The sequence below is a fragment of the Rhodococcus sp. NPDC054953 genome (assembly GCF_053609225.1).
The window spans coordinates 21,158-48,122 of the sequence record NZ_JBSGXD010000026.1; the positions used below are offsets into that span (position 1 = coordinate 21,158).

Below are 26,965 nucleotides of genomic sequence, written 5' to 3' on the forward strand. Positions count from 1 at the left end.
TTCTGTTTGGTATGACTATGGGGACCGATGACGGTCGTGGAGAACGTGTCGAAGGGTGAGGACGCACCATGGGTGTCGGACGGATCGTGATCGTGGGGGCAGGACTGGCGGGTCTGCGGACCGCGGAGGAGCTGCGCCGGGCCGGCCACGAGGGGGCAATCACCCTGCTCGGTGAGGAGTCGCACCTGCCGTACGACCGCCCGCCGCTGTCCAAGGACGTGGTGCGCGGGGAGAACGACGACGTCACCCTCAAGCCGGCCGAGTACTACGACGAACTGGGCGTCGAGCTGCGGCTCGGGGCCCGCGCGGTGTCGGTCGACCCGTCCGCAAGGACGGTGACCCTCGAGGACGGCACCGGCGTCGACTACGACCGGTTGGTGATCGCGACCGGCCTGACCCCCCGGCGGATCCCCGGCCTTCCCGACCTGCAGGGCGTGCATGTGCTGCGGACCCTCGACGATTCCCTGGCGTTGCGCGCGGACCTGACCGCAGGCCGCACCGGTCTCGTCGTCGGTGCCGGATTCATTGGCTGCGAGGTCGCAGCCAGCATGCGCGCCCGCGGCCTGGACGTGGTGCTCGTCGAGCCGCAGCCGTCCCCCCTGGCATCCGTGCTCGGTGAGCAGGTCGGCGCGCTGGTGGCCCGGCTGCACACCGGTGAGGGCGTCGACGTTCGCACCGGGGTCGGGCTGGACTCGCTGCGCGGCGACACCCGGGTGACCGGCGCCGTGCTCGGGGACGGCACCGAGATCGCCGCCGACGTGGTCGTCGTCGGGATCGGTTCGCATCCGGTCACCGGCTGGCTGGAGGGGTCCGGGATCGACCTCGCCGACCGCACCGCCGGTGGCGGCGTCCTCGCCGACGAGGCCGGGCGCACCAGCGACCCGAACGTGTGGGTGGTCGGCGACGTCGCAGCGTGGCGGCACCCCGAGGGCGATCAGCGGCGCGTCGAGCACTGGAGCAATGTCGGCGAGCAGGCGAAGGTCCTCGCGCACACCCTCGTCACCGGCGCGGCCCCGGACGTCGCCGCCCAGGTGCCCTACTTCTGGAGCGACCAGTACGACGTCAAGATCCAGGCGCTCGGCGAGCCGTCCGGCACCGACACCGTGCACCTCGTCCGTGACGACGGCCGCAAGTTCCTCGCGTACTACGAACGGGACGGGCGGCTGGTCGCGGTGGTCGGCGGCGGGCTCGCGGGCGCCGTGATGAAGATGCGCGCGAAGGTCGCGGGCCGGGTCGCGATCGAGGACGTGCTCGCCGCGGCAACGGTCTGAGGATTTCGCAGCCGCCGCCCGCGCGGGCGGCTACCGTGAACTCATGGTGCACGGTCGACGTGCCCTCCCCGAGCTGACGGAGCTGACCGCGACGCACTGGACATCGGGTGCGTCCGGACGCCTGTCCGTGCAGCGCTGCCTGCGCTGCCTGCGCTGGTCGTTCCCGCCCGCTCCGTGCTGCCGCGGGTGCTGGGGCACCGACCTGGCATTCGAGCCGGTCTCGGGCAAGGGTGCGCTGCTGACCTGGGCGGTGGTCGTCGAGCCGGTCCGGGCCGTGCCCGCGCCGCCGTACCTGGTCGGTGTCGTCGACCTGGTGGAGGGGGTGCGCATCACCCTCGGCCTGCTCGGCGGCGGCCCGGACACCCCGCGGGTCGGCGCCCCGATGCGCCTGGTCTTTGAGCAGCTCGATGAGCGAATCTGGTTGCCACTGGCGGAGTTCGAGGACTCCGATGCGTTCGAGGACCGCATCGAGGCGGTGTCGTGAACGGGGCGATGCGGTGCGCGACATCCTGGTGACCGGGGCCGGCCGCGTCCGGGTCGGCGCAGGCGGGGTGGCCGGCGCGGCGGTCACCGCGGCCCTCGCCGCGCTCACCGATGCGGGTATGCCGCGCACCGAGGTCACGGGACTGCTTGCGATCGGCTGCGACGCGGTGGACGTCGCCGATGCGCTTGGGCTTGAATTGTTGTGGCGGGCACAGGAAAACGACACTTCCGTGGTCGGTGCCGGGTTGGTGCAGGCGGTGGATGCGGTGGCGGCTGGCCGGACCGGGACCGTGGTGTGCGTTGAGGCGCTCGCTCCGGACCCGGCGCGAGCGCGTGCCGTCGACCGGTTCGGACCAGCGGCGGCCGTCGCTGGCCGTGCGGGCTGGCACGCGCCGTACGGGGCGGACGGCGCACTCGTCGGGGTCGCACTCGCCGCCCGCGCCTACATCGAGCGCTACGGACTCACCCGCACCGAGTTGGCGCAGGTGGCGATGGTGGCCTCCGCGAACGTCGGTGGCGGGCTGCGCCTGCGTGACTACCTCGCCGCGCCGATGCTGGTGGACCCGCTGTGCCTGCACGACCGGGCCCGCCCGGCGGGGGGCGCGGCGGCGATCGTGTTGTCGACCCGCACCAGGGACGCATCGCCGCGGATCCGGGTCGACGGCGTCGGCGCCGCGTACGCGGCGGGCCCGCTACCGGAACAGGACGCCACCGACGGCGTCGCGGAGCGCGCGGCCGCGGCGATGTGGGCGGACCTGTCGGGCGCCCCCACCGACCCCGACGTCGCGCTGATCGGGGACGAATTCTCCGTGGCGGTGCTCTGGTGGCTGGAGGCCCTCGGCCGGTGCGACGCCGGTGCCGCCGGACGATTCGTCGCGACCGGCGCCGCGATCTCCCGGGGCGGCGTGCTGCCGGTGAACCCGCACGGCGGGCACCTCGGGACCGGTCGGCGACCCGACCTGGACCTGGTCGTCGAGGCCGTCGCGCAGCTGCGGGGCACCGCGGGCCGCGCCCAGGTGCGGGGCGGGCCCACGACCGCCGTCGTCGGGCTCGGTGGCCGCGCCGCGGCCGGGTGCCTGCTGCTGCGCAGGTGAGGGGGACCGGGATGACGCATCGGCGGGTGCGCGGACTACGTTGGTTCGGTGACCGTCGCGCTGATCGACTCCGGGCTCGGGCTGCTGCCCACCTCGGCCTGGCTGCGTCGGCTGCGCCCGGACCTCGACCTGCTGCTCTCCGTCGATCCCGACGGTGCGCCGTGGGGGCCGAAGCCCGCGCCGTGGGTGATCGACCGGGTGCTCGCCGCCGCCGACCAGGCCGTCGACCTCGGCGCACAGGTCGTGGTCCTGCCGTGCAACACGGCGAGCGTCACCGCGCTCGACGAGGTTCGCGCCCACCTCGGTGCCGCGGTCCCGGTGATCGGGACCGTCCCGGCGATCAAACCGGCCGCGGCCGCGTCCAGCTCGGTCGCGATCTGGGCGACCGCCGCGACGACGGCGAGCCGGTACCAGGCCGACCTGATCGCGCGGTTCGCGAACGGCAGCGACGTGGTCGGGGTCGCCTGCCACGGATTGGCCGATGCGATCGACGCAGGCGACCGGGACCGGATCCTCGCGGCCATCGACAGTGCCGCCGCCGCGACCCCGGTGGCCTGCGACGCCGTCGTCCTCGGCTGCACCCACTATCCGCTGGTCGCCGACGAGATCGCCGCGCGCCTGCCGTCAGGGGTGACGCTGTTCGACAGTGCGCAGGCCGTCGCCGCGCAGACGCTGCGCCGCATCGACGCCCTCGGCCGCGACCTCGGCGGCAGCGGCTCGGTGTCGGTCCTGCTCAGCGGTCGTCCCGGCGAGCTGCCCGCCGGCGCCCGCAGCTACGCCGCTGCCGCCCCACTCCTTCACCCGCACCCACACCCACACCCACACCCCGCCCCAACCCCCACCGACTGAACGGAAGCGTTCACTCGATCAGGTCGAATGAATGTGCCGTTCGCTCGGCTTGCGACGGGGCGCTCACCTCGCGACACCGCGCTCACGGGTGTGACAGCGCACCGAGCCCCGCCGTGACCACCCGGGCCACCGCCCGCAGGTCGTCGGCGCGTTCGTCGCGTTCCCGGAACCGGTCGAGGTGGGTCGCGGAGAACATCGCGGCGACCCACGCCGTCGCGCACGAGTCGAGCACCCGTGCGGGGGCGGTGAGGGGCGAGCTGAGCCGCAGGACCTCCACCGTCACGTCGTGCAGGTAGGTGCGCAACGCCCGCAGCTGCTCACGCACCAGCGGATGAGTGTCGGCCTCCCGCCAGACGATCTCGCGGATCGTGCGCCGACCCGTCAGGTCGAGCGCGGCGTCGAGGTTGACCAGCGCGACCTCGGGTTCACCGGTGACGGCGAGCCCGTCGATGTCGCCGATCGGGTCGGTGGGGAGGCGCTCGGCGATCAGCGTGGTGAGAATCGACTCCTTGGTGGGGAAGTAGTAGAAGATCAGGCCCTTGGGGACGCCGGCGCTGGTCGCGATCGCGGCGGTGGATGTGGCGTCGAATCCGCGCGCGGCGATGAGTTCTTCGGCGGCGTCGAGGATCCGCCGCCGAGTGTCACCGCCCGTGCCGGGGATGCGTCCCTGGCGCGGTACAGGCAAGTCGACCACCTCCGTCGCCGGGTCGGGGGATCCGGCCCGGCACGGTTGTCACGGTGTGTGGATTTTCGGACGGGTGGTCAGTGGTGCGGAGCCAGTCCGCCGCCGTGACCGGCATGCATCCGGGACCCTTCGGGAAGCGCTGCCAGCGCGGTCAGCACGGTGAGGACACCACCGACCCAGGATGTCCAGGCCGCGCCCGCCATGCCGGAGTAGCCGGTGACCCATGGTGCGATGAACATCAGGACACCGAGCACGCCCATCGCCCACACGACCATCTCGTTGGTGGGGGCCATCATGTTGGCGACGCCGGCGACGGCGACGAGCACACCGAGCACGATCATCGACCATCGGGCGGCGCTGTTTGTGTCGACCCAGATCGGTGAGAGTGCCACGACGACGCCGATCACCACGGCGGCCCAGTCCTGCCACCGCCTCATTGCTGCGTTCATGTCCAGCCTCCTCTGCCGGAGTTGTCGCGTATGCCGGGATTACCGGCATGCTTCCGGTATAGACCTGATCGACCGACCGATCAAGGGCCTCCCGGCCGCCGACGGCCGTAAGGTCGGCGGGGTGCACGAGGATGTGACGAGGGCGCTGGGCGCGATCGCCGACGCCGACGCCGCGGCGCAGCTGCGACGGTTCTTCAAGACCGGCCCCGGCGACTACGGGGAGGGGGACGTCTTCATCGGCGTCCGGGTCCCCGCGGTCCGCGCGGTCGTCAAGACCTTCGCGGACCTGCCATTGGCGGAGGTCGACGCGCTGCTCGACAGCCAGGTTCACGAGCACCGATTGGCGGGGCTGCTGATCGCGACCGGACGGTTCGAGCGGGCGAGCGCCGCCCGGACCAGGGACGACGACGAGCGGCAGCGGGTCGCCGAGCACTACCTCGCCGCGGTGCTGCGCGGCCGGGTGAACAACTGGGACCTCGTCGACGCGTCGGCGGAGCGGATCCTCGGTGGCTGGTTGTTCGACCGGCCCCGGGATCTGGTGTTCGAGCTCGGCGCGGACGAGGACCTGTGGCGGCGGCGGGTTGCGCTGCTGACCACCTTCGGCTTCATCCGGCGCGGTGACGCGTCGACGACCCTCGACCTGACCGCCCGGCTGCTCGGCGACCGCCGCGACCTCACCCAGAAGGCGCTGGGCTGGATGCTGCGCGAGGTCGGTGCGCGGGTGGACCGGCGGTTGCTGACCGACTTCCTCGACCGGCACGCCCCGGCGATGGGGGCGACGGCGCTGTCGTACGCCATCGAACACCTCGACGCCGACACCCGCGGGCACTACCGGCGGATGCGCCGCGGCGGGGCGGGCACGGATCCGTAGATCACCGTGCCCGCCCCGCCGCGGGAGGTGCTAGAACTCGATCTCGAGCCGGTCGGTGACCGGGCGGGCCTGGCAGCCGAGGATGTATCCGGCGGCAATGTCCTCGGGGTCGAGGATCTCGCTGTTCTCCATCTCCACCTCGCCCTTGAGGACGGTGCATGCGCAGGAGCCGCACTCGCCCTCCTGGCAGGAGTAGGGGACGTCCAGGCCCTTCGCGAGCATGATGTCGACCAGGGTCTGCTTGCGGGGCCAGCTCATCTCGTGGGTCTCGCCGTCGAGGGTGACCGCCACGGTCGCGGCGTCGGCGGCCTCCTCGGCGGTGACCTCCTCGACCTCGACGTCCTTGAAGGGGTCGCCCGCGAGGGAGTTGAACACCTCCGCGTGCACCTGGGTCCGCGGCACGCCCGCCTCGGCGAGCGCCTTGTGCACGGTGTCCATGAACGGGCCGGGCCCGCACATGAACGATTCGAAACCGGTGAACGGGGCCGCGAGGGTGGCGAACTGGTCGGGCGTCGGCAGGCCCTGCAGCGACTCGAGCCAGTGCACGACGGTCAGCCGGGTCGGGTACTGGGCGGCGAGGGCGCGCAGCTCGTCCCGGAAGATCACCGAGTTCTCGTCGCGGTTCGCGTAGATCAGGACGACCTTGCCGCTGCCCTGGCTCAGCGCCGACTTGAGGATCGAGATCACCGGGGTGATGCCGCTGCCCGCGCCCCAGAGCAGGAAGTCGTGGTCGAGGGACTTCGGGCTGAACACGCCGGACGGGGGCAGCACCTCGATGGTGTCGCCGACCGCGATGTTGTCGCACAGCCAGTTCGAGCCATAGCCGTCGAGGGTGCGCTTGACCGTGACCTTCGGGTCGCCGTCGGTGAACGGCGAGCTGGCCAGCGAGTAGCAGCGGGCGACCGAGCCGGTGCGATCGCTCGGGATGCGCAGGGTGAGGAACTGGCCCGGCTTGTACTCGAAGCGGCTGCGCTGCTCGTCCGGGACGGTGAACACCAGCGAACGTGCGTCTGCGGTTTCCTCGACGACGCCCGACACGGTGAGCACAACCGACCTGGAGCTGTGCGGCATGTCAACTGTGGTCATCGTGGTCGATCCTCTCGGGGCTCTGCGGATGCAGGGACGGCGGGGTGTGCGACTGGGCACATTCTGGAACGTGTTCTAGTTTTTAGCCTAGCAGACACCATCGAAGCAGCTGGATCGTAATTTGTGCCGCCCCATTCCCGATAATCGGGACCCGCTCAGGACGACGGCGAGTGTCCCTGCCGCTCCAGCTGCGCCTGCAGGCCGGAGATGATGGTCGCGACCCCGAACCGGTAGACGTCGCGGCCATGGATCTCGTCGAGGCGCCGGGTGGCGCGGGCGATCACCTCGGGCAGCCCCGTCCGGTCCGGCACCGGGGGATCCTGCGTGGAGACGCCGCTGCGGCCGAACAGGTAGGTGTGGATCGTCGCATACGCGCAGTAGACGCTGCGCTCGTCGAATCCGGCGTCGAACAGGATCTCCATGACCAGCGCGACCAGGTGACGCTGGGATCGCAGCATCCGCTCGAGCAGCACCTCTCCGAGCCCGGGATAGGTCGACAGGCGCTCGTCGATCTGGTCGATGAGGGTGCGCAGGCGTTCCGCCCAGTCCGGACCCGGCGGCGGGGCGGCGACGCCGTCGAGCGCGGCGGTCGCGACCAGCTCGAGCAATTCGTCCTTGTCGGAGACGTAGTAATAGGGCGCCATCGCGGACACGCCGAGCTCGCGGGACAGGCGCCGCATCGAGAGCTTGTCCAGCCCGTCCTGGTGGATCACGCGCAGGGCCGCCTCCACGATCTCCTGCTCGGACAGGTTGCCGTGTGTGGAGCCGGGTGTCCGTGAATCGGCGCCGGCGTTGCGACCGGACGGCCGACCCAAGATCACGGACTTCTCCGTCATCGTGTGCCTCATGACGATCGGTGGGACGGCTGGTGTCCATCCCGCGTCCAAGTTTAGGGCGTATCGGCGGTGCGGGGACCGGGTCGAGCGAAAAGGCGGTATCCGCGCGGTGCCCCCGATCAGACGACGGGCACCGCCGCCAGGCCTGCGCCCAGTGTTGCGCTGCCCGCGCGCAGCAGGTCGGGCAGCTCGAGGGACTCGTCGGTGAGCCACTGCTCGTACGCCGCGAGGGCGACCCCGAGGACGGTCCACCCGACGGTGCGCGGCAGGTGATCGGTCGCGTCCAGGCCGGTCCGTGCGGCGACATATTCCGCGATCACCGCGCGCCAGCCCGTGTACATGACCATCGAGTAGGCCTGCAGTGCGGGCACGTTGAGGATCACCTCCATGCGTTGGCGGTGAATCGGCGCCACGTCCGCTGGGAAGTCGTTGAACTCGAGCAATGCCCGGGTCAGGCCGTCGGCGAGGGGGACATCGCGCGGCAGGTTCGCCAGGTGGTCGCGCATCTCGGCCAGGTGGGTGTCGAAGTTGCCCCAGGGCACCGCGTTCTTGGAGGGGAAGTATCGGAAGAAGGTGCGCCGCGCGATCCCGGCCGCCTCCGCGATCTGGTCGACGCTGGTCTCGTCGAAGCCGTGCTCGGCGAACAAACCGATCGCGATGTTGCTGATCAGATCGGGGGTGGTGGACGGCCGACGGCCGATGCGTCCGGTCCCTGACCTGCGGGTACGCGTCAACTTCTACTCCCGCCTTTCTTTCTGCACTCGATGCCATTAATGTGGTGAGCCGAGTCACAGCGCTCCAGCTGCGACCGGAACAACCCTGACACAGGAGGCATGTCGATGTCCGACGCTCGCGAGTCCGCAGTCAACGAAACCGAGCTCGTCCAGGAGTCCCTGGTGGAAGAGGTGTCGATCGACGGCATGTGCGGCGTGTACTGATCGTGAATCTCGACACCGGGTGGCAGCTGCACCCGCAGGTGGCGCTTCGCCCCGAACCTTTCGGGGCGTTGCTCTACCACTTCGGGACCAGGAAGCTGTCCTTTCTCAAGAACGTGACCATCGTCGGCATCGTGAAGTCCCTGGCCGACCATCCCGACGCGCGCAGCGCGATCCGCGCCGCAGGCATCGAGGACGCCCGCATCGACATGTACGCCCGCGCCCTGGCAACCCTCGCGGAGTCGAAGATGATCGTCCCCGCTGCCGCGGCCCCCGCCGCCTGAACCGCCGCGCGTGAGCAGCCCCTCACGCCGCCGCCCCATCACTTCGTCTGACGAGGACCCGCGCCCATGACCTCTGTTTTGGAACCACCCGCACCCGCCCCGGTCGGCAGGCTGGTCGACCAGTTCGAACTCGGCCTCGATGCTCCGATCTGCCTGACCTGGGAGCTGACCTACGCGTGCAACCTGTCGTGCGTGCACTGCCTGTCCTCGTCCGGCCGCCGCGACCCGCGGGAGCTGTCCACCGAGCAGTGCAAGTCGATCATCGACGAGCTGCAGCGGATGCAGGTCTTCTACGTGAACATCGGCGGCGGTGAGCCAACCGTCCGCTCCGACTTCTGGGAACTGGTCGACTACGCGACCGCACACCAGGTCGGCGTGAAGTTCTCCACCAACGGCGTGAAGATCGACAAGAAGGTCGCCGCCCGCCTTGCCGCGTCCGACTATGTCGACGTGCAGATCTCCCTCGACGGCGCCACCGCGGAGGTCAACGACGCGGTCCGCGGTCCCGGCTCGTTCGCGATGGCGGTGCGGGCGCTGGAGAACCTGGCCGAGGCGGGGTTCAAGGACGCGAAGATCTCGGTGGTCGTCACCCGCCAGAATGTGAGCCAGCTCGACGAGTTCAAGGCACTCGCCGACACGTACGGTGCGACGCTGCGGATCACCCGCCTGCGCCCGTCCGGCCGCGGCGCGGACGTCTGGGACGAGCTGCACCCGACCCAGGCGCAGCAGCGTGAACTCTACGACTGGCTCGTCGCCAATGGCGAGGGCGTGCTGACCGGTGATTCGTTCTTCCACCTGTCCGCCTACGGTGACGCGCTGCCCGGACTGAACCTGTGCGGCGCGGGCCGGGTGGTGTGCCTGATCGACCCGATCGGTGACGTGTACGCCTGCCCGTTCGCGATCCACGACCAGTTCCTCGCCGGAAACATCGTGTCCGACGGCGGTTTCCAGCAGGTGTGGCAGCACTCCGAACTGTTCCAGGACCTCCGGTCACCGCAGACCGGCGGCGCCTGCTCGAAGTGCTCGCACTACGACGCCTGCCGCGGCGGTTGCATGGCGGCCAAGTTCTTCACCGGCCTGCCGATGGACGGCCCGGACCCCGAATGCGTTCAGGGATACGGTGAATCGGCCCTTGCTGCGGACCGTAGCGTCCCGAAGTCCAGCCAGGATCACTCCAGGACCGGGAAGCGCGCCGAGCGCCGCATCCCGCAGGCGCCGGTCCCGCTGACCCTGCTCACCACCCGGCCCCCGGCCAAGATCTGTGACGAAAACCCGCTCGCGGGAATGAAATAGAGGAATATCGATGGCAAAGAATGCCTGGTTCGAGACCGTTGCCGAGGCGCAGCGGCGGGCGAAGAAGCAGCTCCCGAAGCCGGTGTACATGGCGCTGGTCGCCGGTTCCGAGAAGGGCCTGACCACCAGCGACAACATCGACGCCTTCGGCGAGCTCGGGTTCGCTCCGCATGTCGCCGGCCTGTCGGACAAGCGCGAACTGTCCACCAGCGTGATGGGACAGCCGCTGTCGTTCCCGGTCATGATCTCCCCGACCGGTGTGCAGGCCGTGCACCCCGACGGTGAGGTCGCCGTTGCCAGGGCGGCCGCCGCGCGGGGCATCGCGATGGGCCTGTCCTCGTTCGCCAGCAAGTCCGTCGAGGAGGTGACGGCGGCGAACCCGCAGACCTTCTTCCAGATGTACTGGGTCGGCACCAGGGACGAACTGCTGCACCGGATGGAGCGCGCCAAGAAGGCGGGTGCCACCGGCCTGATCATGACGCTGGACTGGTCGTTCTCGATGGGCCGCGACTGGGGTTCCCCGTCGATCCCGGAGAAGATGGACTTCGCCGCGATGAAGGCGAACGCCCTGCAGGGCCTGCTGCACCCGAAGTGGCTGTCGCAGTTCGTCCGTTCCGGCGCCATCCCGGACCTGACCACCCCGAACCTCGCCCCGGCGGACGGCGGCCCCGCGCCGACGTTCTTCGGTGCCTACGGGGAGTGGATGGGGACCCCGCTGCCCACCTGGGAGGACGTCGCCTGGCTGCGTGAGCAGTGGGACGGTCCGTTCATGCTCAAGGGCGTCATGCGGGTCGACGACGCCAAGCGCGCCGTCGACGCGGGCTGCACCGCGATCTCCGTCTCGAACCACGGCGGCAACAACCTGGACGGCACCCCCGCCCCGATTCGGGCGCTGCCCGCGATCGCGGAGGCCGTCGGCGAGCAGCTCGAGGTGGTCCTCGACGGCGGCATCCGCCGCGGTTCCGACGTCGTCAAGGCCCTCGCCCTCGGCGCCCGGGCCGTGATGATCGGCCGCGCCTACCTGTGGGGCCTCGCCGCGAACGGGCAGGCCGGTGTCGAGAACGTTCTCGACATCCTGCGCGGTGGTGTCGACTCCGCCGTCCTCGGGCTCGGGCACTCCAGTGTCGCGGACCTGTCCCCGACGGACCTGGTCGTCCCCGACGGCTTCCGCCGCGACCTCGGGCTCTGACCTGACGGGCCCTGACCTGCCAACCGGATCAGGCCTGCTGACCTCGACGACCACCCTGGCCGGGCGCACCGCGTCCTCCAGGGTGGTCTTCGGTCCTCATGAGACGAACCTCGGTGTCGGGAGGGCGTTCTCGTCCCGGCACACGAACTACTACGAGGCGAGGGCGCGCGGCGGGTGCGGCCTGATCGTCACCGAGGTGGCGTCGGTGCGTGCCGACGACCACCCGTATGAGCGGGCACCACTGGCCGCGGAATCCGAATCCGGCTGGCGTGACATCGTTACCGCCTGCCGCCCGCACGGAACCCTGGTCCTCGCCGGGCTCGGCCACGCCGGTCTGCAGGGGACGAGCGCATACTCGCAGTCGGTGCTGTGGGGTCCCTCCCCGGTCGCGGACGTGGTGACCCGGGAGCTGCCCGCCGAGATGGGAGACCGGGAGATCGGCGAGGTGATCACCGGTTTCGCGGCCGCCGCGGCGCGGGCGGTCGCGGCGGACGTGGACGGTGTCGAGCTGGACGCGGGTCCGGCGGCCCTGCTGCGCCAGTTCCTCTCGCCGCTCACCAACCTCAGGGGGGACGGCTACGGTGAGGATCGCGCGCGCCTGCTGCACGAGGTGATCGCGGCGGTCCGGTCCGTGCTCGGCGCTGGCCGGATCCTCGCCCTCCGGCTGAGCTGCGATGAACTGACGTCATGGGGCGGGATCACCCTCGACGACGCGGTCGACCAGGTGGGCGCGCTCGGTGAGTCGATCGACCTGCTCACCGTGGTGCGCGGCGGTCCGACCACCGCGACCCGGTACCGGCCGGACGCGCACACCCCGCCGATGTTCACCGTGGAACCGACCCGCCGCATCCGGGCGGCCACCACCGTTCCGATCGTCCTGCAGGGCAGCGTCATCGACGCCGCGGCCGCGGAGAGCGCGCTCGGCGACGGGGTCGCCGACCTGGTCGAGATGACCCGCGCGCAGATCGCCGACCCCGACCTGGTCGCTGCCGTCCGCGGCGGCCGGGCCCCTCGTCCGTGCGTGCTGTGCAACCAGACTTGCCTGGTGCGCGACCCCCGCAACCCGATCGTCACCTGCATCGGCAACCCCACCACCCCGGGTGAAGGGCACCCTCACGCCGTTGGACCGGGCGAGGGGCACCGTCACCCCGGGACGCGGGAGGTGCTGGTCGTCGGTGGTGGTCCGGCAGGCCTGGAGGCGGCTCGGGTGCTCGCCGCGGCCGGGAATCGGGTCCGGCTGGTCGAGCGCCGAGATCGGCTCGGCGGCATGGTTGCCCGCGCCGCGACCGGAAACCTGACGCGGCTGGCCACGGTCACCGACTGGCTCGCCCGCGAGTGCCACCGCCTCGGGGTCCGCATCGAACTGGGCCGCGAGATCACCGAATCCGATGTCACGGACGCCGATGCGACGGTGCTCGCCACCGGCAGTGTTGCCGCGCCGTGGCCGGTGCCGGGGGACGGCAGCGTGCCGGTGCGCACCGCACCGGACGTCCTGGACGCCGCGCACGCCGTCACCGGGGCGGTGCTGGTGTGGGATCCGATCGGTGGCCCGGTGGGGGTCGCGGTGGCCGAGCATCTCGCGGCAGGCGGCCACCCGGTCGCGATCGCGACCCCGGATCCGGTGATCGGCACCGGCCTCGGGCGCACCGGCGACCTCGCCGACGCCAACGGCAGGCTGCAGCGGTCCGCGGTGACCCGCCACCTGCGGAGCAGGATCGTCGATATCGTCGGTGGCGCAGTTGAACTCGAACAGGTGCACACGGGGGAGCGGAGCACGGTCCGGGCGGCGGTCATTGTCGACTGTGGGCACCGGGTCCCCGACGAGGCACTGGGCAGGCACCTCGAGCGGCGCGGCGCACAGTCGTGCGGCGACCGCGTCGCACCGCGCACCATCGCCGAGGCGGTCCGGGAGGGCCGCGGCGCCGCCGCGCGCCTGATGTCCGGGTGGGCGCGGTGAGCTTCCCGAGGCTGCTGGCGCCGCTGACCCTCGGCCCCCGGACGGTGCGCAACCGGGTGGTGTTCACCGCACACCTGACCAACGCCGCCGTCGATGGCCTGCCCACCGGGCAGCACGCCGACTACTACGCAGCCCGGGCGCGGGGCGGTGCCGGGCTGATCATCACCGAGGAGCAGTGCGTCCATCCGACCGACTGGCCGTACGAGAAGGTGATCCACGGTCACCGCCCTGAGGTGATCGCCGGATACCGCCGGATCACCGATGCCGTCCACGAGCACGGGGCGGTGATTCTCGCGCAGCTCAACCACAACGGTGGCCAGGGGTCGGGAATGTACTCCGGCCTTCCGCTGTTGGCGCCGAGCCCCGTCCCCGATCCACTGTTCCGCGAGGTCCCCCGACAGGTGGACGCCGCCGACCTCGCCGACCTCGTCGACGGCTATGCGCGTGTCGCAACCCACTGTCGTGCTGGCGGATTCGACGGCGTCGAGATTCAAGCGTCGCAGTCCTCGATCCTGCGCGCGTTCCTGTCCCCGCAGACGAACCTGCGTTCCGACGGCTACGGCGGGCCGCTCGCGCATCGGGCCCGACTGCTGCTCGAGGTGATCGCCGCGGTCCGGGCGGCGTTGGGACCGGACCTGGTCCTCGGCGTGCGACTGACCGGGGAGGAGTCGATCGCGAACGGCATCCATCTCGACGAGGCGGTCGCGGTGGCGACGATGATCGAGGCGACCGGCGCGGTGAACTATCTGAACACATCCATCGGGATGGCCACCGAGACGCTGCACCTGATCGAGGGGTCGATGGCGGTGCCGAACGGCTACGCCCTCTTCATTCCCAACGCGATTCGCCGCGCCGTGTCCCTCCCCGTCGTGGGGGTCGGGCGGTTCACCGGTCCCGCCCAGGCCGAGCAGGCCCTGACCGAGGGGCAGTGCGACCTGGTCGGTGTGGTGCGCGGCCAGATCGCGGACCCCGACTTCGCCGTGAAGGCGGCGACCGGGCACCCCGAGGACATTCGGGCGTGCCTGGGATGCAATCAGGAGTGCATCGGCAGGGTCGGGTTGAACCGGTGGCTCGGCTGCATCGAAAACCCGGCGGCGGGACGGGAATCGGTGCCGCTGCCGATGCCGCGGCGCCGCGGCCGCGCGGTGGTCGTGGTCGGGGGCGGACCCGCCGGGCTGCAGGCCGCCGCCACCGCCGCCCAGCGCGGCCATGCCGTCACCCTGTACGAACGCGCGCCCCGTCTCGGTGGGCAGGTGCGTACCGCAGCGGCGGCCGCGGGTCGAGCCGAGTTCGGGGAGTTGACAGCGAATCTGGAACGCGAGTGCCTGCGATCCGGCGTCACGATGCGCACCGGCGTTGCCGTCGACGCCGCGCTGGTGCTGGCGCTGGCCCCGGAGGTGGTGATCGTCGCGACGGGGGCCCGGCCGTCGCGTCCGGCGTGGTCGGGCGGCAGCGACCGGGTCGTCGACGTGCGGGACGTTCTCGATGGCGGCGTCCACCCGGCAGGCCGGGTCCTGGTGTTCGACGAGTTGGGATTCCATCAGGGCACGTCGGTCGCCGAGACACTCGCCGCTCGCGGTGCCAGGGTCACGATCGCGACTCCGGGGATGATTGTCGGGCAGGACCTCGGACTGACCCTGGACATGGAGGGCTGGCAGCGCCGCGCGCACGCGGCGGGCGTCGTCGAACGAACCGACACCGTCCCGACCGGGATCGCCGACACCGGGACGGGGATCCGCGTGCACCTGCTCCATCACCCCACCGGTGTGGTGGAGCAGATCGAGTTTGACGCGGTCGTGTGCGCGGTGCACCAGCGTCCGGTGGACGAGTTGTGGAAAGAACTGTCCGGCAGCGGATTCGAGGTGTATCGGATCGGGGATGCGCTGTCGCCCCGTCGTGCCGACGCCGCGGTCCGGGAGGGGTATCGGGTTGCTCTCTCCCTCTGACCCGGCCGCCAGCACGCGGCGGTGTGCCGGGGGTGGAGGCGGCGGCAGGACGCGGCCTACCCTGGCAGGCATGCCCACCTCCCTGGCCGACGCCACCTGGCCCGAGATCGCGGACGGCAGGCCCGCGCTGGCGGTCCCGGTCGGGTCGCTCGAACAGCACGGCCCGCACCTTCCCCTCGACACCGACACCAGGATCGCGTCGGCGGTTGCCGGGGCATTGCCGGGCCTGCGGCTCGCACCCGCGATCGCGTACGGCGCCAGTGGCGAGCACGAGGGGTTCGCCGGGACCGTGTCGCTGGGTGCCGAGGTGCTGCGCACTCTGATCGTCGAATACGGACGGTCGGCGTGTCGCTGGTCGCCGCGCGTGTTGTTCGTCAACGGGCACGGCGGCAACGCACCCGCGCTCGCGGAGGCGGTGACGCTGCTCCGGTACGAGGGCCGCGACGCGGCCTGGCTGCCGTGCGCGGTACCGGGCGCCGACGCCCACGCAGGGCGAACCGAAACCGCACTGTTGCTGCATCTTTCGCCGGACGAGGTGCGGATGGACCGGGTCGAGGCGGGTGATCCACGGCCGATCGCGGAGCTGATGCCGCGGCTGCGGGCCGGCGGTGTCGCCGCCGTCAGCGCGAACGGGATTCTCGGCGATCCGACGGGTGCCGATGCCGTCGAGGGGGCACTGCTGTTCGATCAGATGTGCGGCCGCGCGGTCGCGGCGGCCGGGCGGTGGCAGCCGGATGAGCACGGGATGTTGCGGTGAGAGCAGATCCGAATACGATCGCCTGATGCGCCAAGCTCGACTACCCGATGGATTCGGTGTGCGACTCGATCCGACGGTGCGCACGTTCTCCGATGGACGGGTGCTGATTGGGGGGTCCCCCACCCGGATGCTCAAACTGGCTCCCACCGCGGCCGCGATGATCGGCGACGGCTACCTGAAGGTCGTCGATCCCCAGTCGGCGGAGGTCGCGCGGCACCTGCTCGACTCCGGGGTCGCGAACCCGCGGCCGATGAGCTCACCGCCCAACCACGACGTCACCGTCGTCGTCCCGGTCCGGGACAACATTGCCGGGCTCAACCGGCTCCTCCCCGCCCTGCGTGGGCTGAACGTCGTCGTCGTCGACGACGGATCCGCGGAGCCGGTGATCTCCCCCCCGGTGCAGGGCGGGCGCGGGGAGATCACTGTGGTGCGGCATTCCGAGGCGCGCGGACCGGCCGCCGCGCGGAACACCGGGATGGCCCTGGCCACAACGGGGTTCGTTGCGTTCCTGGACTCCGACGTGGTGCCCCGGACCGGCTGGCTCGAGGCGATGCTCGGCCACTTCAGCGACCCCGCGGTCGCGATGGTCGCGCCGCGGATCGTGGCACTCGAACCGGCGGGGGGAGCGTTGGCGCGCTACGAGCACGCACGCTCCTCGCTCGACCTTGGGCGCAAGGAGGGGCCGGTCCGGGCGGGGAGCGCGGTGTCGTACGTGCCGAGCGCGGCGATGCTGGTGCGCCGACGCGCGCTGGACGAGTGCGGTGGTTTCGACGAGTCGATGCGCGTCGCCGAGGATGTTGACCTCTGCTGGCGCCTGCACGACGCGGGCTGGCGGTTGCGGTACGAGCCGATCTCCCACGTCGCGCACGACCACCGGGTGTCGTTCCGGAAATGGTTCGGGCGCAAGATGTTCTACGGGACGGGTGCGGCACCGTTGGCGGCCCGTCATCATGGGCTGGTGCCGCCACTGGCGATGTCGTGGTGGACCCTCGTCGCCTGGGTGTTCGCGGCGACCGGAACCCGGTTCGGGGTGGTCGCCGCCGCGGTCACCCAGGCGGCGACGGTGGTCCGGCTGCGCCGGACCTTCGGGGAACTCGACAGGCCGACGCGGATCGCGACGGTGCTCGCGATCCAGGGGATGGCCGGCGGGGCGTGGCAGCTCGCGTCCGCGGTGTGCAGGCATTACTGGCCGGTCACGGTGCTCGCCGCCGTCTGTTCCCGGCGGGTCCGCCGGGCGGTGGTGGCCGTCGCGGTGGCGGAGGGGGCCGCCGACTGGTGGACGCACCGCGAACCGGAAGGGCTCGGTCCGGTTCGGCACATTGCCTACAAGCGTCTCGACGACCTTGCCTACGGGGCGGGGCTGTGGCGCGGTGCCGTCACCCACCGCAGCCTCGCCGCACTGAAGCCACGCCTGACCCGGTGACGAGCGGCGCATCCGGTGCCCGGAACTGTGCGTGATTTTCCCCCCGATGGGGGTGAAAATCACGCACGGGCGGCGGAGCCGCTGGCGGCGGACGTGATCGTGGTTGGCGCCGGATCGGCGGGGTGCGTCGTTGCCGCGCGGCTCAGCGAGAATCCCGAGCGCACGGTGATCCTGATCGAGGCGGGACCGGGCGTCGTCGGGCCGGGCCCGCTCGGGGTGTTGCCGGTCGGGGCGCACAGCGACGTGGTCGGGAAATACCCGGCGCGGCTGCGGGACGGCGCGCCGGAGACGGTGCTGGCGAGGGGCCGGATGCTCGGCGGGTCCGGCGCCGTCAACGGCGGCTACTTCCTTCGCGGCACCGCAGCGGACTTCGAGCGGTGGCCGCCGTCGTGGTCGTACGCGTCGGTGTTGCCGTACTTTCGCCGGCTCGAGACCGATCCGTTCGGGGACCGGCGCTGGCACGGCGATACCGGTCCGGTTCCCGTCACCAGAACCGCTCCGGCCGAGCGGCACCCGATCAGTACGGCCTTCCTCGACGCTGCCGACCGGGCGGGCTTCGGCTACCGGGCGGACCTGAACGAACCCGACGCCGACGGCGCAGGCCCGGTGCCGCTCAACGCGCGCGCCGGTCTGCGGATCGGCACCGCGACCGCCTACCTGGCCCCGCACACCGGCCGACCGAACCTGCGGGTGCTCACCGACACCGCCGCCCGGCGGGTGGAGATGTCCGGGCACCGGGCCACCGGCGTCGAGGTCGAGTCGGGTGGCGTTCGCCGGGTGCTGCTGGCGTCGACGGTGGTGCTGTGCGCGGGTGCCGTCGGAACGCCGCACCTGCTAATGCATTCCGGAGTCGGCTCCGCACAACAACTTTCGGCGCACGACATCCCGGTGCGCGTCGATCTCCCCGGCGTCGGTCGGACGTTCGAGGACCACCCCGAGGTCACCGTCGGCTACCGCAGGACCGCCGCACTGCCGCACCGTGCGGACCGGGCGATCCTTGAGGTGGTCCTCGAGGCCGAGCTCGACGGGGAGCCGGTCGAGGTGCGGCCCTACACCGCCACGTTCGGCGAGGCGATCCCCGGCGTGGACGACCCGCTTGCCCGGATCGGGGTGGCGTTGATGCGCCCGCGCAGCCGCGGTGAGATCGTGCTGACGGCCGCCGACCCCGCCGCCCCGCCGCTGGTGCGGTACCGATACGTGGAGGCGGCCGCGGACCGGGCGGCGCTGCGCGCGGGAGTCTCGCTCGCCGAGGATCTGCTCCGCGGTCCGGCGTTCACCGGGCTGCTCGACCCACGAAGCCTGACCGATGCGTCCGCGACCTTCGGCACCTCGATGCACCTGTCGGGCAGCTGCTCGATCGGTCCGCCCGACGATCCGGACGCCGTCGTCGACGACCGCTGCCGGGTGCACGGCGTCGACGGGCTGTGGATCGCGGACGGCTCGGTGATGCCGTCCCTCCCGTCCCGCGGCCCGCACGCGACGACGGTGATGATCGGGGAACGGGTCGCGGAGTTCATCGCGCTGCTGGACGTCTGACCAGCAGATCCGGTGTCGGAGCGACGGCCGTGCCGGTGTGACTGGCGTTACAGTAGTGGGACGACGCCGAGAGGAATCTCCTTGACCACTACCGCACGGGCCGGTGCCCGCGGCAACCCCTGGGTGGCCGTTCGGCCGGGTGACGATGTCGCGGAACTCGCCCGCACGGTCTCCTCCGCGCACCGCTCGTTCGTCGAGGGTGCCGACACCCGGACCGGTGGCCCCGGCGCCGGGGCGTCGGTCCGGCCGGTGGTGTTCGACTCGTGGGTGCGCAGCCGGGACCGGGGCGTGAACCCGCGGTCCGTCGGCGACGGAGACCCGCTGGGCGGGGTGGAACTCGGCGGCTACCGCGCCGCCCACCCGATGGCGTTGGTGCGGCCGGTGGTCCGCAGGCTGCTGGTCGAGGACGTCGCGGACACCGGGCTGCTGGTCGCGATCAGCGATGCCGCCGGGCGGCTGCTGTGGGTCGAGGGGGATTCCGGGGCGAAGGACCGCGCGGTCGCGATGCACTTCGTCGAGGGCGCGGACTGGAGCGAGGATCGCGTCGGCACCAACGCGCCGGGCACCGCCCTCGCGGTCGACCAGTGCGTGCAGATCTTCGGGGCCGAGCACTTCAGCGCCGCCGTCCACGACTGGAGCTGTTCGGCGGCCCCGGTGCACGACCCGACGAGTGGGCGGATCCTCGGCGCCATCGACATCACCGGCGGCCCCGAGGTGGCGCAGCCGCAGGTGCTTGCGTTGGTTCGGGCGACGGTTGCGGCGGCGGAGGCCGAGCTGCGGCTGCACCTGCTGAACTCGCCACGGCTGCTCGGGGCGCAAACACCCGGCCTCGCGACGCCGGGTTCGGCAGCACCCCGGCTGGCGGTCCTCGGTTCCGGTCGACCGACGCTGATCCGCGGCGGCGATCGTATTCCGTTGTCGCGCAGGCACGCGGAGATCCTGCTGCTGCTCGCGCAGCACGCCGAGGGGCTGTCCGGTGACCAGTTGTCGGTCCTGCTCGACGAGGCCGAACTCGACGCCGTCACGATCCGCGCCGAGATGTCGCGGCTGCGGAAGGTCTTCGGGGCCGACGGGCTCGGGTCCCGCCCGTATCGATTGCTCGTCGATCTCGACACCGATGTCGACGAGGTGCGCCGCGCCCTCGAGGCCGGTGATGCGGCCGCGGCGCTCGCCGCGTACCGCGGCCCGGTGCTGCCCGGGTCGGACGCGCCGGGCGTCGAGGAGATCCGCGAACAGGTCCGGGCCCGCATGCAGGCGGCGCTGTTGCGGTCCGGCGAGCAACCCCTGCTCGCGCGGTGGACGGCAACCCCGGACGGGCGCGGGGACTCGGCGGCCTGGGCGGCGTACCTGTCCTCGATCGATCCGCGGTCACCGATGTACGACCAGGTCAGGGCCAGGATCGCGATCCTCGACGAACAGCTGGGCGGGTGACGGCTCCCGACCGCAACCCCGTTGCAACCCCCCGGCTCGTAGTGTTCCGCTCGTAGTGTTCCGGATCACACCGCGGGACCGACCGCAGCAGAGGAGTTCGACGATGACCGTGTACGCCCGCCCGGGTTCGCCCGACGCGCTCATGTCCTTCCAGTCCCGCTACGAGAACTACATCGGCGGGCAGTGGGTGGCCCCCGTCAAGGGCCAGTACTTCGAGAACACCACCCCGATCACTGGTCAGCCGTTCTGTGAGATCGCCCGCGGCACCGCCGAGGACGTCGACCTGGCGCTCGACGCCGCCCACGCCGCCGCTCCCGCCTGGGGCAAGACCCCCGTCGCCGAGCGGGCCGTGATCCTGAACCGGATCGCCGACCGCATCGAGGAGAATCTCGAGTCGATCGCGCTCGCCGAATCCTGGGACAACGGCAAGCCGATCCGCGAGACGCTGAACGCCGACATTCCGCTCGCCGTCGACCACTTCCGCTACTTCGCTGGCGCCATCCGCGCGCAGGAGGGGTCGCTGTCGGAGATCAACGGTGACACGGTTGCCTACCACTTCCACGAGCCGCTCGGCGTGGTCGGGCAGATCATCCCGTGGAACTTCCCGATCCTGATGGCGACCTGGAAGTTGGCGCCCGCGCTGGCCGCGGGCAACGCCGTGGTGCTCAAGCCGGCCGAGCAGACCCCCGCGTCGATCCTCTACCTGTTCTCCCTCATCGGGGACCTGCTGCCGCCCGGTGTGGTCAACATCGTGAACGGGTTCGGCACCGAGGCGGGCAAGCCGCTCGCGTCCAGCCCGCGGATCAAGAAGATCGCCTTCACCGGCGAGACCACCACCGGCAGGCTGATCATGCAGTACGCCTCGCAGAACCTGATCCCGGTCACCCTCGAACTCGGCGGCAAGAGCCCGAACATCTTCTTTTCCGACGTGCTCGCCGCGAACGACGACTACCAGGACAAGGCCCTGGAGGGGTTCACGATGTTCGCCCTGAACCAGGGCGAGGTGTGCACCTGCCCGTCCCGGTCGCTGATCCAGGAGGACATCTTCGACGAGTTCCTGGCGATGGCCGCGATCCGCACCAAGGCCGTCCGGCAGGGCGACCCGCTCGACACCGACACGATGATCGGCGCGCAGGCGTCCAACGATCAGTTCGAGAAGATCCTCTCGTACATCGAGATCGGGAAGTCCGAGGGGGCGAAGCTGATCACCGGCGGTGAGCGGGCCGAGCTCGGCGGCGACCTGTCCGGTGGCTACTACATCCAGCCGACCGTCTTCACCGGCAACAACAGGATGCGGATCTTCCAGGAGGAGATCTTCGGCCCGGTGGTGTCGGTGACCTCGTTCAAGGACTACGACGAGGCCATCTCGATCGCCAACGACACCCTGTACGGGCTCGGGGCCGGGGTGTGGTCCCGGGACGGTGGCGTCGCCTACCGCGCCGGTCGCGACATCCAGGCCGGTCGGGTGTGGACGAACACGTACCACCAGTACCCCGCGCACGCGGCGTTCGGCGGATACAAGCAGTCCGGCATCGGACGCGAGAACCACCACATGATGCTCGACCACTACCAGCAGACCAAGAACCTGTTGGTGAGCTACGCACCCAAGGCGCAGGGCTTCTTCTGATGCCCCGCTTCCTCCGGCTCCCTCGGCCGGCGGAATGACGCGGCGCCCGCCGATACCCCCTCGTCGGCGGGCGCCGCCCCTCCGTTTCCGCACGGGCACAGCAGAAGTCCGCTCCCGGGACCCACCACACGAACGGATGGAACGCACCATGGTCGATACGACGAAGGCAGCGGCCGACCCGCCGCCGAGGATCGTCGCCACCGAGGCGGCCGCGGACCTGCTGCGCCTGCTGGTCGCCGCGCACGGCGGGGTGATGATGCACCAGTCCGGCGGGTGCTGCGACGGTTCCGCACCGATGTGCTATCCGGTCGGGGAGTTCATCGTGGGGGACCGGGACGTCCTCGTCGGGCTGCTCGACCTTCGGCTGCGGGTGGGGGAGCGGGCGGTGGACCTGCCGGACGGTGCCGACGCGGTACCGGTGTGGATCTCCGGGCCGCAGTTCGAGCTGTGGAAGCACACCCAGTTGGTGATCGACGTGGTCCCCGGCCGGGGCTCCGGGTTCAGTCTCGAATCGCCCGAGGGGCTGCGTTTTCTCAGCCGCGGACGCGCCTTCGATGCGGCGGAGATCGGGGTGCTTGCCGTCGCCGACCCGATCACCGGTCAGCAGTGGGAGGCCGGACGGCGACCCGGGCCCGCGGTCGTCCCGCAGATCGTCGCGGAGGCCGCCGACGCCTGCCCCGTCCAACGCCGTCCGTGACGGCTGGGCGGCGGGTCACCGTCGGACCATGCGCACCAGATCGCCGCCGGGTCCCTCCAGTTGCCGGGGCGGGCGCCACACCGCGCGCAGGATCCGGTCGAGGTGCAGCTCCGCGACCTCGACGACCTTGAGGTCCCCGGCCGCCACCTGGTCGGCGACGGCGAGGGTGCTCAGCACCGCGGGGCCGACGCCGCCGAGCACGCTCGTCCGGATCGCTGCCGCGCTGCCGAGTTCCAGAAGTGGTGCGGCGCGGTCGTATTCGTGTAGCGCGACGTCGAGGGTGGTGCGGGTGCCCGATCCGGGTTCCCGGACCACGAGGGGGGTTCGTGCGAGTTCGCCGATCGTGAGCGGCTTCCTGCGCCGGGCCAACGGATGTCCGGGGTCGACCACGACCACCAGTCGGTCGCGGGCGACCGCGACGGTGTGCAGTCCGAGGGGCACCGTTGGCGACTCGACGAAGCCGACATCGCAGGCGCCGCCGATGACGTCGTCGAACACCAGGGTGGAGTTGCGAACCTGCAGGTGCACCGTGACGTCCGGGTTCTGCTGCCGGAACCGGCCGAGCCAGCCGGGCAGCAGGTGTTCGGCCACCGTCATGCTCGCGCTGATCGTCAGTTCAGCGGCACGTCTCTCCCGCATGCCCGCCGCGACGTCGATCAGGTGCCTCGCGTCGGCGAGCACCTTCCTCGACCAGTGCGCGAGCACGGTGCCCTCCGCGGTCAGCGTGGAACCGGTCGGCCTGCGGAGCAGGAGCGGCGCGCCAACCTGCGCCTCGAGACGCTTCATCGCCCGGCTCGCGTTCGGTTGCGCGACGCCAGCTACTTTTGCTGCCGCGCTGAGGCTCCCGTGATCGTCGACGCCAACCAGCAGTTCCAGGACGTCCAGGTCGGGCCACCGCATCTGCATATCGGAAGTGTATGCCCAGAGTGGGCTCCCATATCGAAGTGATATGTAGCCATGGCGGATCGAGGGCTACCGGAACGACCTGGCGTGCGCCAGTGTTCATGGCATGTCCAGCGATGTCGGTGCACCCCCCACCCCGCCCGCCGTCCCCTCGGCGAAACCCCGGTCCCGCGCCGTTGGCACGGTCGTCGGCGTCGCGGTGTGCGCGTTCGGTGCCGCGCTCGCGATGGGCATCGGCAGGTTGATCCCCGCGGTCAGCCCCCTCCTCATCGCGATCGTGGCGGGTGCCCTGCTGGCGAACCTGGTGGCGCTGCCCGCCAGGATTCGTCCCGGCCTCGACTTCTCCGCGAAGCGACTCCTCCGGGTGGGGGTGGCCCTGCTCGGCCTGCAACTGATGTTCAGCGACGTGGCCGACCTTGGCTGGGGGGTGATCGCGGTCGTGGTGGTGGTCGTCGCCGCCGGCATCGCGGGCACGATGTGGGTGGGTGCGCTGCTCGGGTTGTCGTGGACGCAGCGGATCCTGATCGCGTGCGGCTTCTCGATCTGTGGTGCCGCGGCGGTCGCCGCGACCGACGGCGTCGTCAACGCGAAGGAGGAGGAACTGCTCACCGCGGTGGCGCTCGTTGCGGTCTTCGGGACCGTGATGATCCCGGCGATCCCCCTCCTCGCGCGGATGCTCGGGCTCACCGACCGGCAGTCCGGGATGTGGGCGGGCGCGTCGATCCACGAAGTCGCGCAGGTCGTCGCCGCGGGCGGCGTCATCGGCGGTGGCGCGCTCGCCGTCGCGACCGTCGTCAAGCTGGCCCGGGTCCTGATGCTCGCGCCGGTCATGGCGTATCTCGGAGCCCGGCAGCGTCGAATGGTCACCGGCGGTCGAATGGCGAGGGGCGAAGGAACGCAGCCGCCGCTGGTGCCGATGTTCGTCGTCGGCTTCCTCGCATGCGTGACACTGCGCTCGACCGGACTGCTCCCGCAGCAGGTCCTCGACATCGCCGGGCCGGTGCAGACCGCGCTGCTGGCCGCCGCGATGTTCGCGCTCGGCCTCGGCGTTCGGCTGAGCCTGCTCAGGTCGATGGGCCCGCGCCCGGTCGTTCTCGCCGCGCTGTCCACGGTGTGGGTCGCCGTCGTCGCGCTGATCGGTGTGCTGGTGGTGGCGTGACGACGGCTTCCTCACCGGGCTGTAGCCCCGGGGTCGGGTCGGGTAGCTGCCGCCGCCGCGCCGGGGCGCGAGATGATGAAGCCCCACCGCCGCGGCGAACGCGCGGCGACACGACAGAGGAGATGCGCAATGGCCTTCGCAGGCAACGTGGATGAGCTGGCCCTACTGCAGTCGGTGCGGCTCAAGGGCGCGGTGACGCCGCCGGTGCTCGCCGTGCAGCTTGGGGTGGGGGAGTCCTCCGCGCAGGCAGCGCTCACCGCCCTGGTCGAGATGGGCCGGGCCGTCGCCGACGACGCAGGCTCGGTCACCCTCACCGCGGAGGGAGTCACCGAGCTCGACACCCAGCTCGACGCCGAACGGGTGTCGATCGACGAGTTCCTGTTCGCGGAGGTCGTCGAGCGGTTCGAGCCGCTGGACGCCGAGTTCTCCGACGCGAGCGGCGACCCCGACAAGCTCGCGGACCTGGACCGCCGCGCCGCCGACGTGTTCGACGACGTCTCCGCCTACGTGCCGCGGCTCGCGCGCTACCAGGAACTGCTCGCCGACACCGTCGCCGACGCTGGCGCGTACGCGGTCGTGTGGTCGGAGCTGCGCACGGAGATCCTCAGCGCAGCGGGCCGCTGACCTAGACCGTGTGACGCGGCTCACCCCTCCCCCCTTTCGGGGGTGGTTCGGGGGTGAGCCGCGTCACTACCTTTCTCGCAACCCCGGCGATCTGAGCCGGGGACCCCGCACGCGAGAAGAGGGCCCATGACCACAGTCTCGTCCGACCCGGCACCCCCGGGAGTGTCCGCCGACCCGGCACCTCCTGCGAAGCCCGCGACCGCGCCCGCGACGCGGACGAGCGTGCGCCGGGTGGCGGTCGCCAGCTGCATCGGCACGACCATCGAGTTCTACGACTTCTTCATCTACGGGACGGCAGCGGCACTCGTCTTCCCGACCGTGTTCTTCCCCGCGCTCGGATCCACCGCGGGAACCGTGGCCTCGTTCGCCACCTTCGCGGTCGCGTTCGTCGCGCGGCCGGTCGGTGCCATGCTGTTCGGGCACTACGGTGACCGGATCGGGCGCAAGAAGACCCTGGTTTCCACCCTGCTGTTGATGGGCATCTCCACGCTGCTGATCGGCGTGCTGCCCAGCGCGGCGACGATCGGTGTCGCGGCCCCGGTGATTCTGGTGCTGCTGCGCTTCGCGCAGGGGTTCGCCGTCGGCGGCGAATGGGCGGGCGCGACCCTGCTCACCGCCGAGTACGCGCCGCCCGGCAAACGCGGCCTGTACGCGATGTTCCCGCAACTGGGCCCCGCAATCGCGTTCATCCTCTCGTCGGGGACGTTCCTCGCCACCGGTGCGGTGCTCGGCGACACCAACGAGGCGTTCCTGACCTGGGGCTGGCGGGTGCCGTTCCTCTTCTCGATCGTGCTCGTCGGCATTGGCCTGTACATGCGGCTCGCGATCGAGGAGACGCCGGTGTTCCGGGCCAACCAGGCCAACCAGGCCAACCGGGCCGACACATCGAGCGCCCGGCTACCGTTCGCCGACGCCTGGCGGCATCAGAGCAAGGAGATCCTGCTGTCCGCGGGCGCCCTTGCCACCCTGTTTGCGTTCTTCTACATGGGCACCGCGTTCCTCACCAGTTACGGCACAACGACCCTCGGCTTCTCGCGACCGTTCGTGCTGTCGGTCGGCATCGCATCGGCGGTCGTATTCGGCGCCGCCATCGTGGTGTCCGCCCTGTACTCCGATCGGATCGGCCGCCGCAGGGTGATCATGGCGTCCTGTGTCGCCGCGTTCGTCTGGGCGTTGGCGCTGTTCCCGATCCTCGACTCGGGCAGCCCGGCGGCGTTCGCGATCGGCATGTTCGGAACCCTCGCGATCTTCGGGATCGCCTATGGTCCGTGCGGAGCGCTGCTCCCGGAGATGTTCGCGACCCGCTACCGCTACACCGGCGCCGGGCTCGGCTACAACCTGGCGGGGGTGCTCGGCGGCGCGATCCCGCCGCTGCTCGCGGCGCCGCTCGCGGCCTCGTTCGGGGGCATCGCGATCGGTGTGCTGCTTGCCGCGCTGGCGGTGCTCAGCTTCGTCTGCACCCGTGCGCTGGTCGAGACCAAGGACCTGGCGCTGTAGGACGACGTCCGTCGGGTCGGATGTCCTGTTCTCGGACAGTTGCCGGCAGCCGATCCGACGGACTATGTCGTGGATCACACCCA

The 26,965-nt window shown here is 71.2% G+C and carries 26 protein-coding genes; 20 read left to right on the plus strand and 6 right to left on the minus strand.

Annotation, left to right across the window (positions count from 1 at the left end; genetic code table 11):
- Window positions 1–68: 68 nt before the first annotated feature.
- From ACWF62_RS16850 to ACWF62_RS16865, 4 genes are read left to right on the plus strand one after another with little or no spacing between them, the layout of a single operon-like run.
- A complete protein-coding gene (locus ACWF62_RS16850) occupies window positions 69–1,271 on the plus strand; it encodes an NAD(P)/FAD-dependent oxidoreductase (protein WP_378508139.1) in 1,203 nt (400 codons plus the stop codon).
- 43 nt (window positions 1,272–1,314) lie between these two features.
- Window positions 1,315–1,755 (plus strand): Zn-ribbon domain-containing OB-fold protein, encoded by a 441-nt coding sequence (locus ACWF62_RS16855; RefSeq protein ID WP_378508138.1) that lies wholly within the window; start codon window positions 1,315–1,317, stop codon window positions 1,753–1,755.
- 13 nt (window positions 1,756–1,768) lie between these two features.
- Window positions 1,769–2,848: a thiolase C-terminal domain-containing protein gene (locus ACWF62_RS16860; RefSeq protein WP_452630679.1), complete on the plus strand. Its 1,080-nt coding sequence runs from the start codon at window positions 1,769–1,771 to the stop codon at window positions 2,846–2,848.
- Between the two features lie 48 nt (window positions 2,849–2,896).
- The gene (locus ACWF62_RS16865) at window positions 2,897–3,697 is read left to right on the plus strand and encodes a glutamate racemase (RefSeq protein WP_452630681.1); all 801 of its coding nucleotides are present in this window, start codon (window positions 2,897–2,899) and stop codon (window positions 3,695–3,697) included.
- Between the two features lie 82 nt (window positions 3,698–3,779).
- Here ACWF62_RS16865 and ACWF62_RS16870 read toward each other — a convergent pair whose 3' ends face one another.
- The gene (locus ACWF62_RS16870) at window positions 3,780–4,382 is read right to left on the minus strand and encodes a TetR/AcrR family transcriptional regulator (protein WP_378571051.1); all 603 of its coding nucleotides are present in this window, start codon (window positions 4,380–4,382) and stop codon (window positions 3,780–3,782) included.
- A 77-nt stretch (window positions 4,383–4,459) separates the two neighbouring features.
- A complete protein-coding gene (locus ACWF62_RS16875; RefSeq protein ID WP_378571053.1) occupies window positions 4,460–4,831 on the minus strand; it encodes an SPW repeat protein in 372 nt (123 codons plus the stop codon).
- Between the two features lie 121 nt (window positions 4,832–4,952).
- Here ACWF62_RS16875 and ACWF62_RS16880 point away from each other — a divergent pair, with 121 nt between their 5' ends.
- On the plus strand, window positions 4,953–5,702 hold the full coding sequence (locus ACWF62_RS16880) for a DNA alkylation repair protein (protein ID WP_378571055.1): 750 nt from the start codon (window positions 4,953–4,955) through the stop codon (window positions 5,700–5,702).
- A gap of 30 nt (window positions 5,703–5,732) precedes the next feature.
- On the opposite strand, the gene ACWF62_RS16885 is transcribed toward ACWF62_RS16880, so the two are convergent.
- From ACWF62_RS16885 to mftR, 3 genes are all read right to left on the minus strand, one after another.
- Window positions 5,733–6,788: a 2Fe-2S iron-sulfur cluster-binding protein gene (locus tag ACWF62_RS16885; RefSeq protein ID WP_378571057.1), complete on the minus strand. Its 1,056-nt coding sequence runs from the start codon at window positions 6,786–6,788 to the stop codon at window positions 5,733–5,735.
- Window positions 6,789–6,943: 155 nt separating this feature from the next.
- Entirely contained in the window at window positions 6,944–7,624 is a 681-nt protein-coding gene (mftR2, locus tag ACWF62_RS16890; protein ID WP_378508131.1) for a mycofactocin system transcriptional regulator MftR2, read from the minus strand.
- A gap of 119 nt (window positions 7,625–7,743) precedes the next feature.
- Window positions 7,744–8,358: a mycofactocin system transcriptional regulator gene (gene mftR, locus ACWF62_RS16895; protein WP_452630683.1), complete on the minus strand. Its 615-nt coding sequence runs from the start codon at window positions 8,356–8,358 to the stop codon at window positions 7,744–7,746.
- 105 nt (window positions 8,359–8,463) lie between these two features.
- Between mftR and mftA the strand changes: the two genes are divergently transcribed.
- The 12 genes from mftA to ACWF62_RS16955 all read left to right on the plus strand — a co-directional run bounded on the left by mftA (window position 8,464) and on the right by ACWF62_RS16955 (window position 22,699).
- Complete coding sequence (gene mftA / locus ACWF62_RS16900; protein WP_378508129.1) at window positions 8,464–8,562, plus strand: mycofactocin precursor MftA; 99 nt, start codon at window positions 8,464–8,466, stop codon at window positions 8,560–8,562.
- Window positions 8,547–8,843 carry a mycofactocin biosynthesis chaperone MftB gene (gene mftB / locus ACWF62_RS16905; protein ID WP_378508128.1) on the plus strand — a complete coding sequence of 99 codons (297 nt, stop codon included), beginning with the start codon at window positions 8,547–8,549 and terminating at the stop codon, window positions 8,841–8,843. Before mftA ends, mftB begins: the two co-directional genes overlap by 16 nt.
- 66 nt (window positions 8,844–8,909) lie before the next feature.
- On the plus strand, window positions 8,910–10,136 hold the full coding sequence (gene mftC, locus ACWF62_RS16910) for a mycofactocin radical SAM maturase (protein ID WP_378508127.1): 1,227 nt from the start codon (window positions 8,910–8,912) through the stop codon (window positions 10,134–10,136).
- Window positions 10,137–10,146: 10 nt separating this feature from the next.
- The gene (mftD, locus tag ACWF62_RS16915; protein WP_378571062.1) at window positions 10,147–11,325 is read left to right on the plus strand and encodes a pre-mycofactocin synthase MftD; all 1,179 of its coding nucleotides are present in this window, start codon (window positions 10,147–10,149) and stop codon (window positions 11,323–11,325) included.
- 16 nt (window positions 11,326–11,341) lie between these two features.
- Window positions 11,342–13,282, plus strand: coding sequence for a mycofactocin system FadH/OYE family oxidoreductase 1 (locus ACWF62_RS16920; RefSeq protein WP_378571111.1), 1,941 nt, complete (start codon window positions 11,342–11,344; stop codon window positions 13,280–13,282).
- Complete coding sequence (locus ACWF62_RS16925; RefSeq protein ID WP_452630685.1) at window positions 13,279–15,228, plus strand: mycofactocin system FadH/OYE family oxidoreductase 2; 1,950 nt, start codon at window positions 13,279–13,281, stop codon at window positions 15,226–15,228. Before ACWF62_RS16920 ends, ACWF62_RS16925 begins: the two co-directional genes overlap by 4 nt.
- A gap of 70 nt (window positions 15,229–15,298) precedes the next feature.
- Window positions 15,299–15,985 (plus strand): mycofactocin biosynthesis peptidyl-dipeptidase MftE, encoded by a 687-nt coding sequence (mftE, locus tag ACWF62_RS16930; protein WP_378571067.1) that lies wholly within the window; start codon window positions 15,299–15,301, stop codon window positions 15,983–15,985.
- Between the two features lie 25 nt (window positions 15,986–16,010).
- Window positions 16,011–17,408 (plus strand): mycofactocin biosynthesis glycosyltransferase MftF, encoded by a 1,398-nt coding sequence (mftF, locus tag ACWF62_RS16935; protein ID WP_378571069.1) that lies wholly within the window; start codon window positions 16,011–16,013, stop codon window positions 17,406–17,408.
- A 93-nt stretch (window positions 17,409–17,501) separates the two neighbouring features.
- Window positions 17,502–18,944 carry a mycofactocin dehydrogenase MftG gene (mftG, locus tag ACWF62_RS16940; RefSeq protein ID WP_378571071.1) on the plus strand — a complete coding sequence of 481 codons (1,443 nt, stop codon included), beginning with the start codon at window positions 17,502–17,504 and terminating at the stop codon, window positions 18,942–18,944.
- 81 nt (window positions 18,945–19,025) lie between these two features.
- Window positions 19,026–20,375: a transcriptional regulator gene (locus tag ACWF62_RS16945; RefSeq protein WP_452630686.1), complete on the plus strand. Its 1,350-nt coding sequence runs from the start codon at window positions 19,026–19,028 to the stop codon at window positions 20,373–20,375.
- Window positions 20,376–20,478: 103 nt separating this feature from the next.
- Window positions 20,479–22,002: an aldehyde dehydrogenase gene (gene adh / locus ACWF62_RS16950; protein ID WP_378571075.1), complete on the plus strand. Its 1,524-nt coding sequence runs from the start codon at window positions 20,479–20,481 to the stop codon at window positions 22,000–22,002.
- A gap of 148 nt (window positions 22,003–22,150) precedes the next feature.
- Window positions 22,151–22,699 (plus strand): DUF779 domain-containing protein, encoded by a 549-nt coding sequence (locus tag ACWF62_RS16955; protein ID WP_452630687.1) that lies wholly within the window; start codon window positions 22,151–22,153, stop codon window positions 22,697–22,699.
- Window positions 22,700–22,714: 15 nt separating this feature from the next.
- Here ACWF62_RS16955 and ACWF62_RS16960 read toward each other — a convergent pair whose 3' ends face one another.
- The gene (locus ACWF62_RS16960) at window positions 22,715–23,605 is read right to left on the minus strand and encodes a LysR family transcriptional regulator (RefSeq protein WP_452630688.1); all 891 of its coding nucleotides are present in this window, start codon (window positions 23,603–23,605) and stop codon (window positions 22,715–22,717) included.
- A 103-nt stretch (window positions 23,606–23,708) separates the two neighbouring features.
- On the opposite strand from ACWF62_RS16960, the gene ACWF62_RS16965 reads away from it, so the two are divergent.
- From ACWF62_RS16965 to ACWF62_RS16975, 3 genes are all read left to right on the plus strand, one after another.
- Window positions 23,709–24,761, plus strand: a complete 1,053-nt coding sequence (locus ACWF62_RS16965) for a YeiH family protein (RefSeq protein WP_452630690.1) — start codon at window positions 23,709–23,711, stop codon at window positions 24,759–24,761.
- Between the two features lie 129 nt (window positions 24,762–24,890).
- On the plus strand, window positions 24,891–25,385 hold the full coding sequence (locus ACWF62_RS16970) for a hypothetical protein (RefSeq protein ID WP_378508116.1): 495 nt from the start codon (window positions 24,891–24,893) through the stop codon (window positions 25,383–25,385).
- 126 nt (window positions 25,386–25,511) lie between these two features.
- Window positions 25,512–26,882, plus strand: a complete 1,371-nt coding sequence (locus ACWF62_RS16975) for an MFS transporter (protein ID WP_452630692.1) — start codon at window positions 25,512–25,514, stop codon at window positions 26,880–26,882.
- The last annotated feature ends 83 nt before the right edge of the window (window positions 26,883–26,965 follow it).

Bases quoted from the DNA above. Each gene is read 5' to 3' on its own strand.
- ACWF62_RS16850 (WP_378508139.1), top strand. From the start codon at position 69: ATGGGTGTCGGACGGATCGTGATCGTGGGGGCAGGACTGGCGGGTCTG.
- ACWF62_RS16975 (WP_452630692.1), top strand. From the start codon at position 25,512: ATGACCACAGTCTCGTCCGACCCGGCACCCCCGGGAGTGTCCGCCGAC.
- ACWF62_RS16965 (WP_452630690.1), top strand. From the start codon at position 23,709: ATGTCCAGCGATGTCGGTGCACCCCCCACCCCGCCCGCCGTCCCCTCG.
- mftR2 (WP_378508131.1), bottom strand. From the start codon at position 7,624: ATGACGGAGAAGTCCGTGATCTTGGGTCGGCCGTCCGGTCGCAACGCC.
- ACWF62_RS16885 (WP_378571057.1), bottom strand. From the start codon at position 6,788: ATGACCACAGTTGACATGCCGCACAGCTCCAGGTCGGTTGTGCTCACC.
- ACWF62_RS16875 (WP_378571053.1), bottom strand. From the start codon at position 4,831: ATGAACGCAGCAATGAGGCGGTGGCAGGACTGGGCCGCCGTGGTGATC.
- mftD (WP_378571062.1), top strand. From the start codon at position 10,147: ATGGCAAAGAATGCCTGGTTCGAGACCGTTGCCGAGGCGCAGCGGCGG.
- mftC (WP_378508127.1), top strand. From the start codon at position 8,910: ATGACCTCTGTTTTGGAACCACCCGCACCCGCCCCGGTCGGCAGGCTG.
- adh (WP_378571075.1), top strand. From the start codon at position 20,479: ATGACCGTGTACGCCCGCCCGGGTTCGCCCGACGCGCTCATGTCCTTC.
- mftF (WP_378571069.1), top strand. From the start codon at position 16,011: ATGCGCCAAGCTCGACTACCCGATGGATTCGGTGTGCGACTCGATCCG.
- ACWF62_RS16960 (WP_452630688.1), bottom strand. From the start codon at position 23,605: ATGCAGATGCGGTGGCCCGACCTGGACGTCCTGGAACTGCTGGTTGGC.
- ACWF62_RS16955 (WP_452630687.1), top strand. From the start codon at position 22,151: ATGGTCGATACGACGAAGGCAGCGGCCGACCCGCCGCCGAGGATCGTC.
- mftE (WP_378571067.1), top strand. From the start codon at position 15,299: ATGCCCACCTCCCTGGCCGACGCCACCTGGCCCGAGATCGCGGACGGC.
- ACWF62_RS16970 (WP_378508116.1), top strand. From the start codon at position 24,891: ATGGCCTTCGCAGGCAACGTGGATGAGCTGGCCCTACTGCAGTCGGTG.
- ACWF62_RS16855 (WP_378508138.1), top strand. From the start codon at position 1,315: ATGGTGCACGGTCGACGTGCCCTCCCCGAGCTGACGGAGCTGACCGCG.
- mftA (WP_378508129.1), top strand. From the start codon at position 8,464: ATGTCCGACGCTCGCGAGTCCGCAGTCAACGAAACCGAGCTCGTCCAG.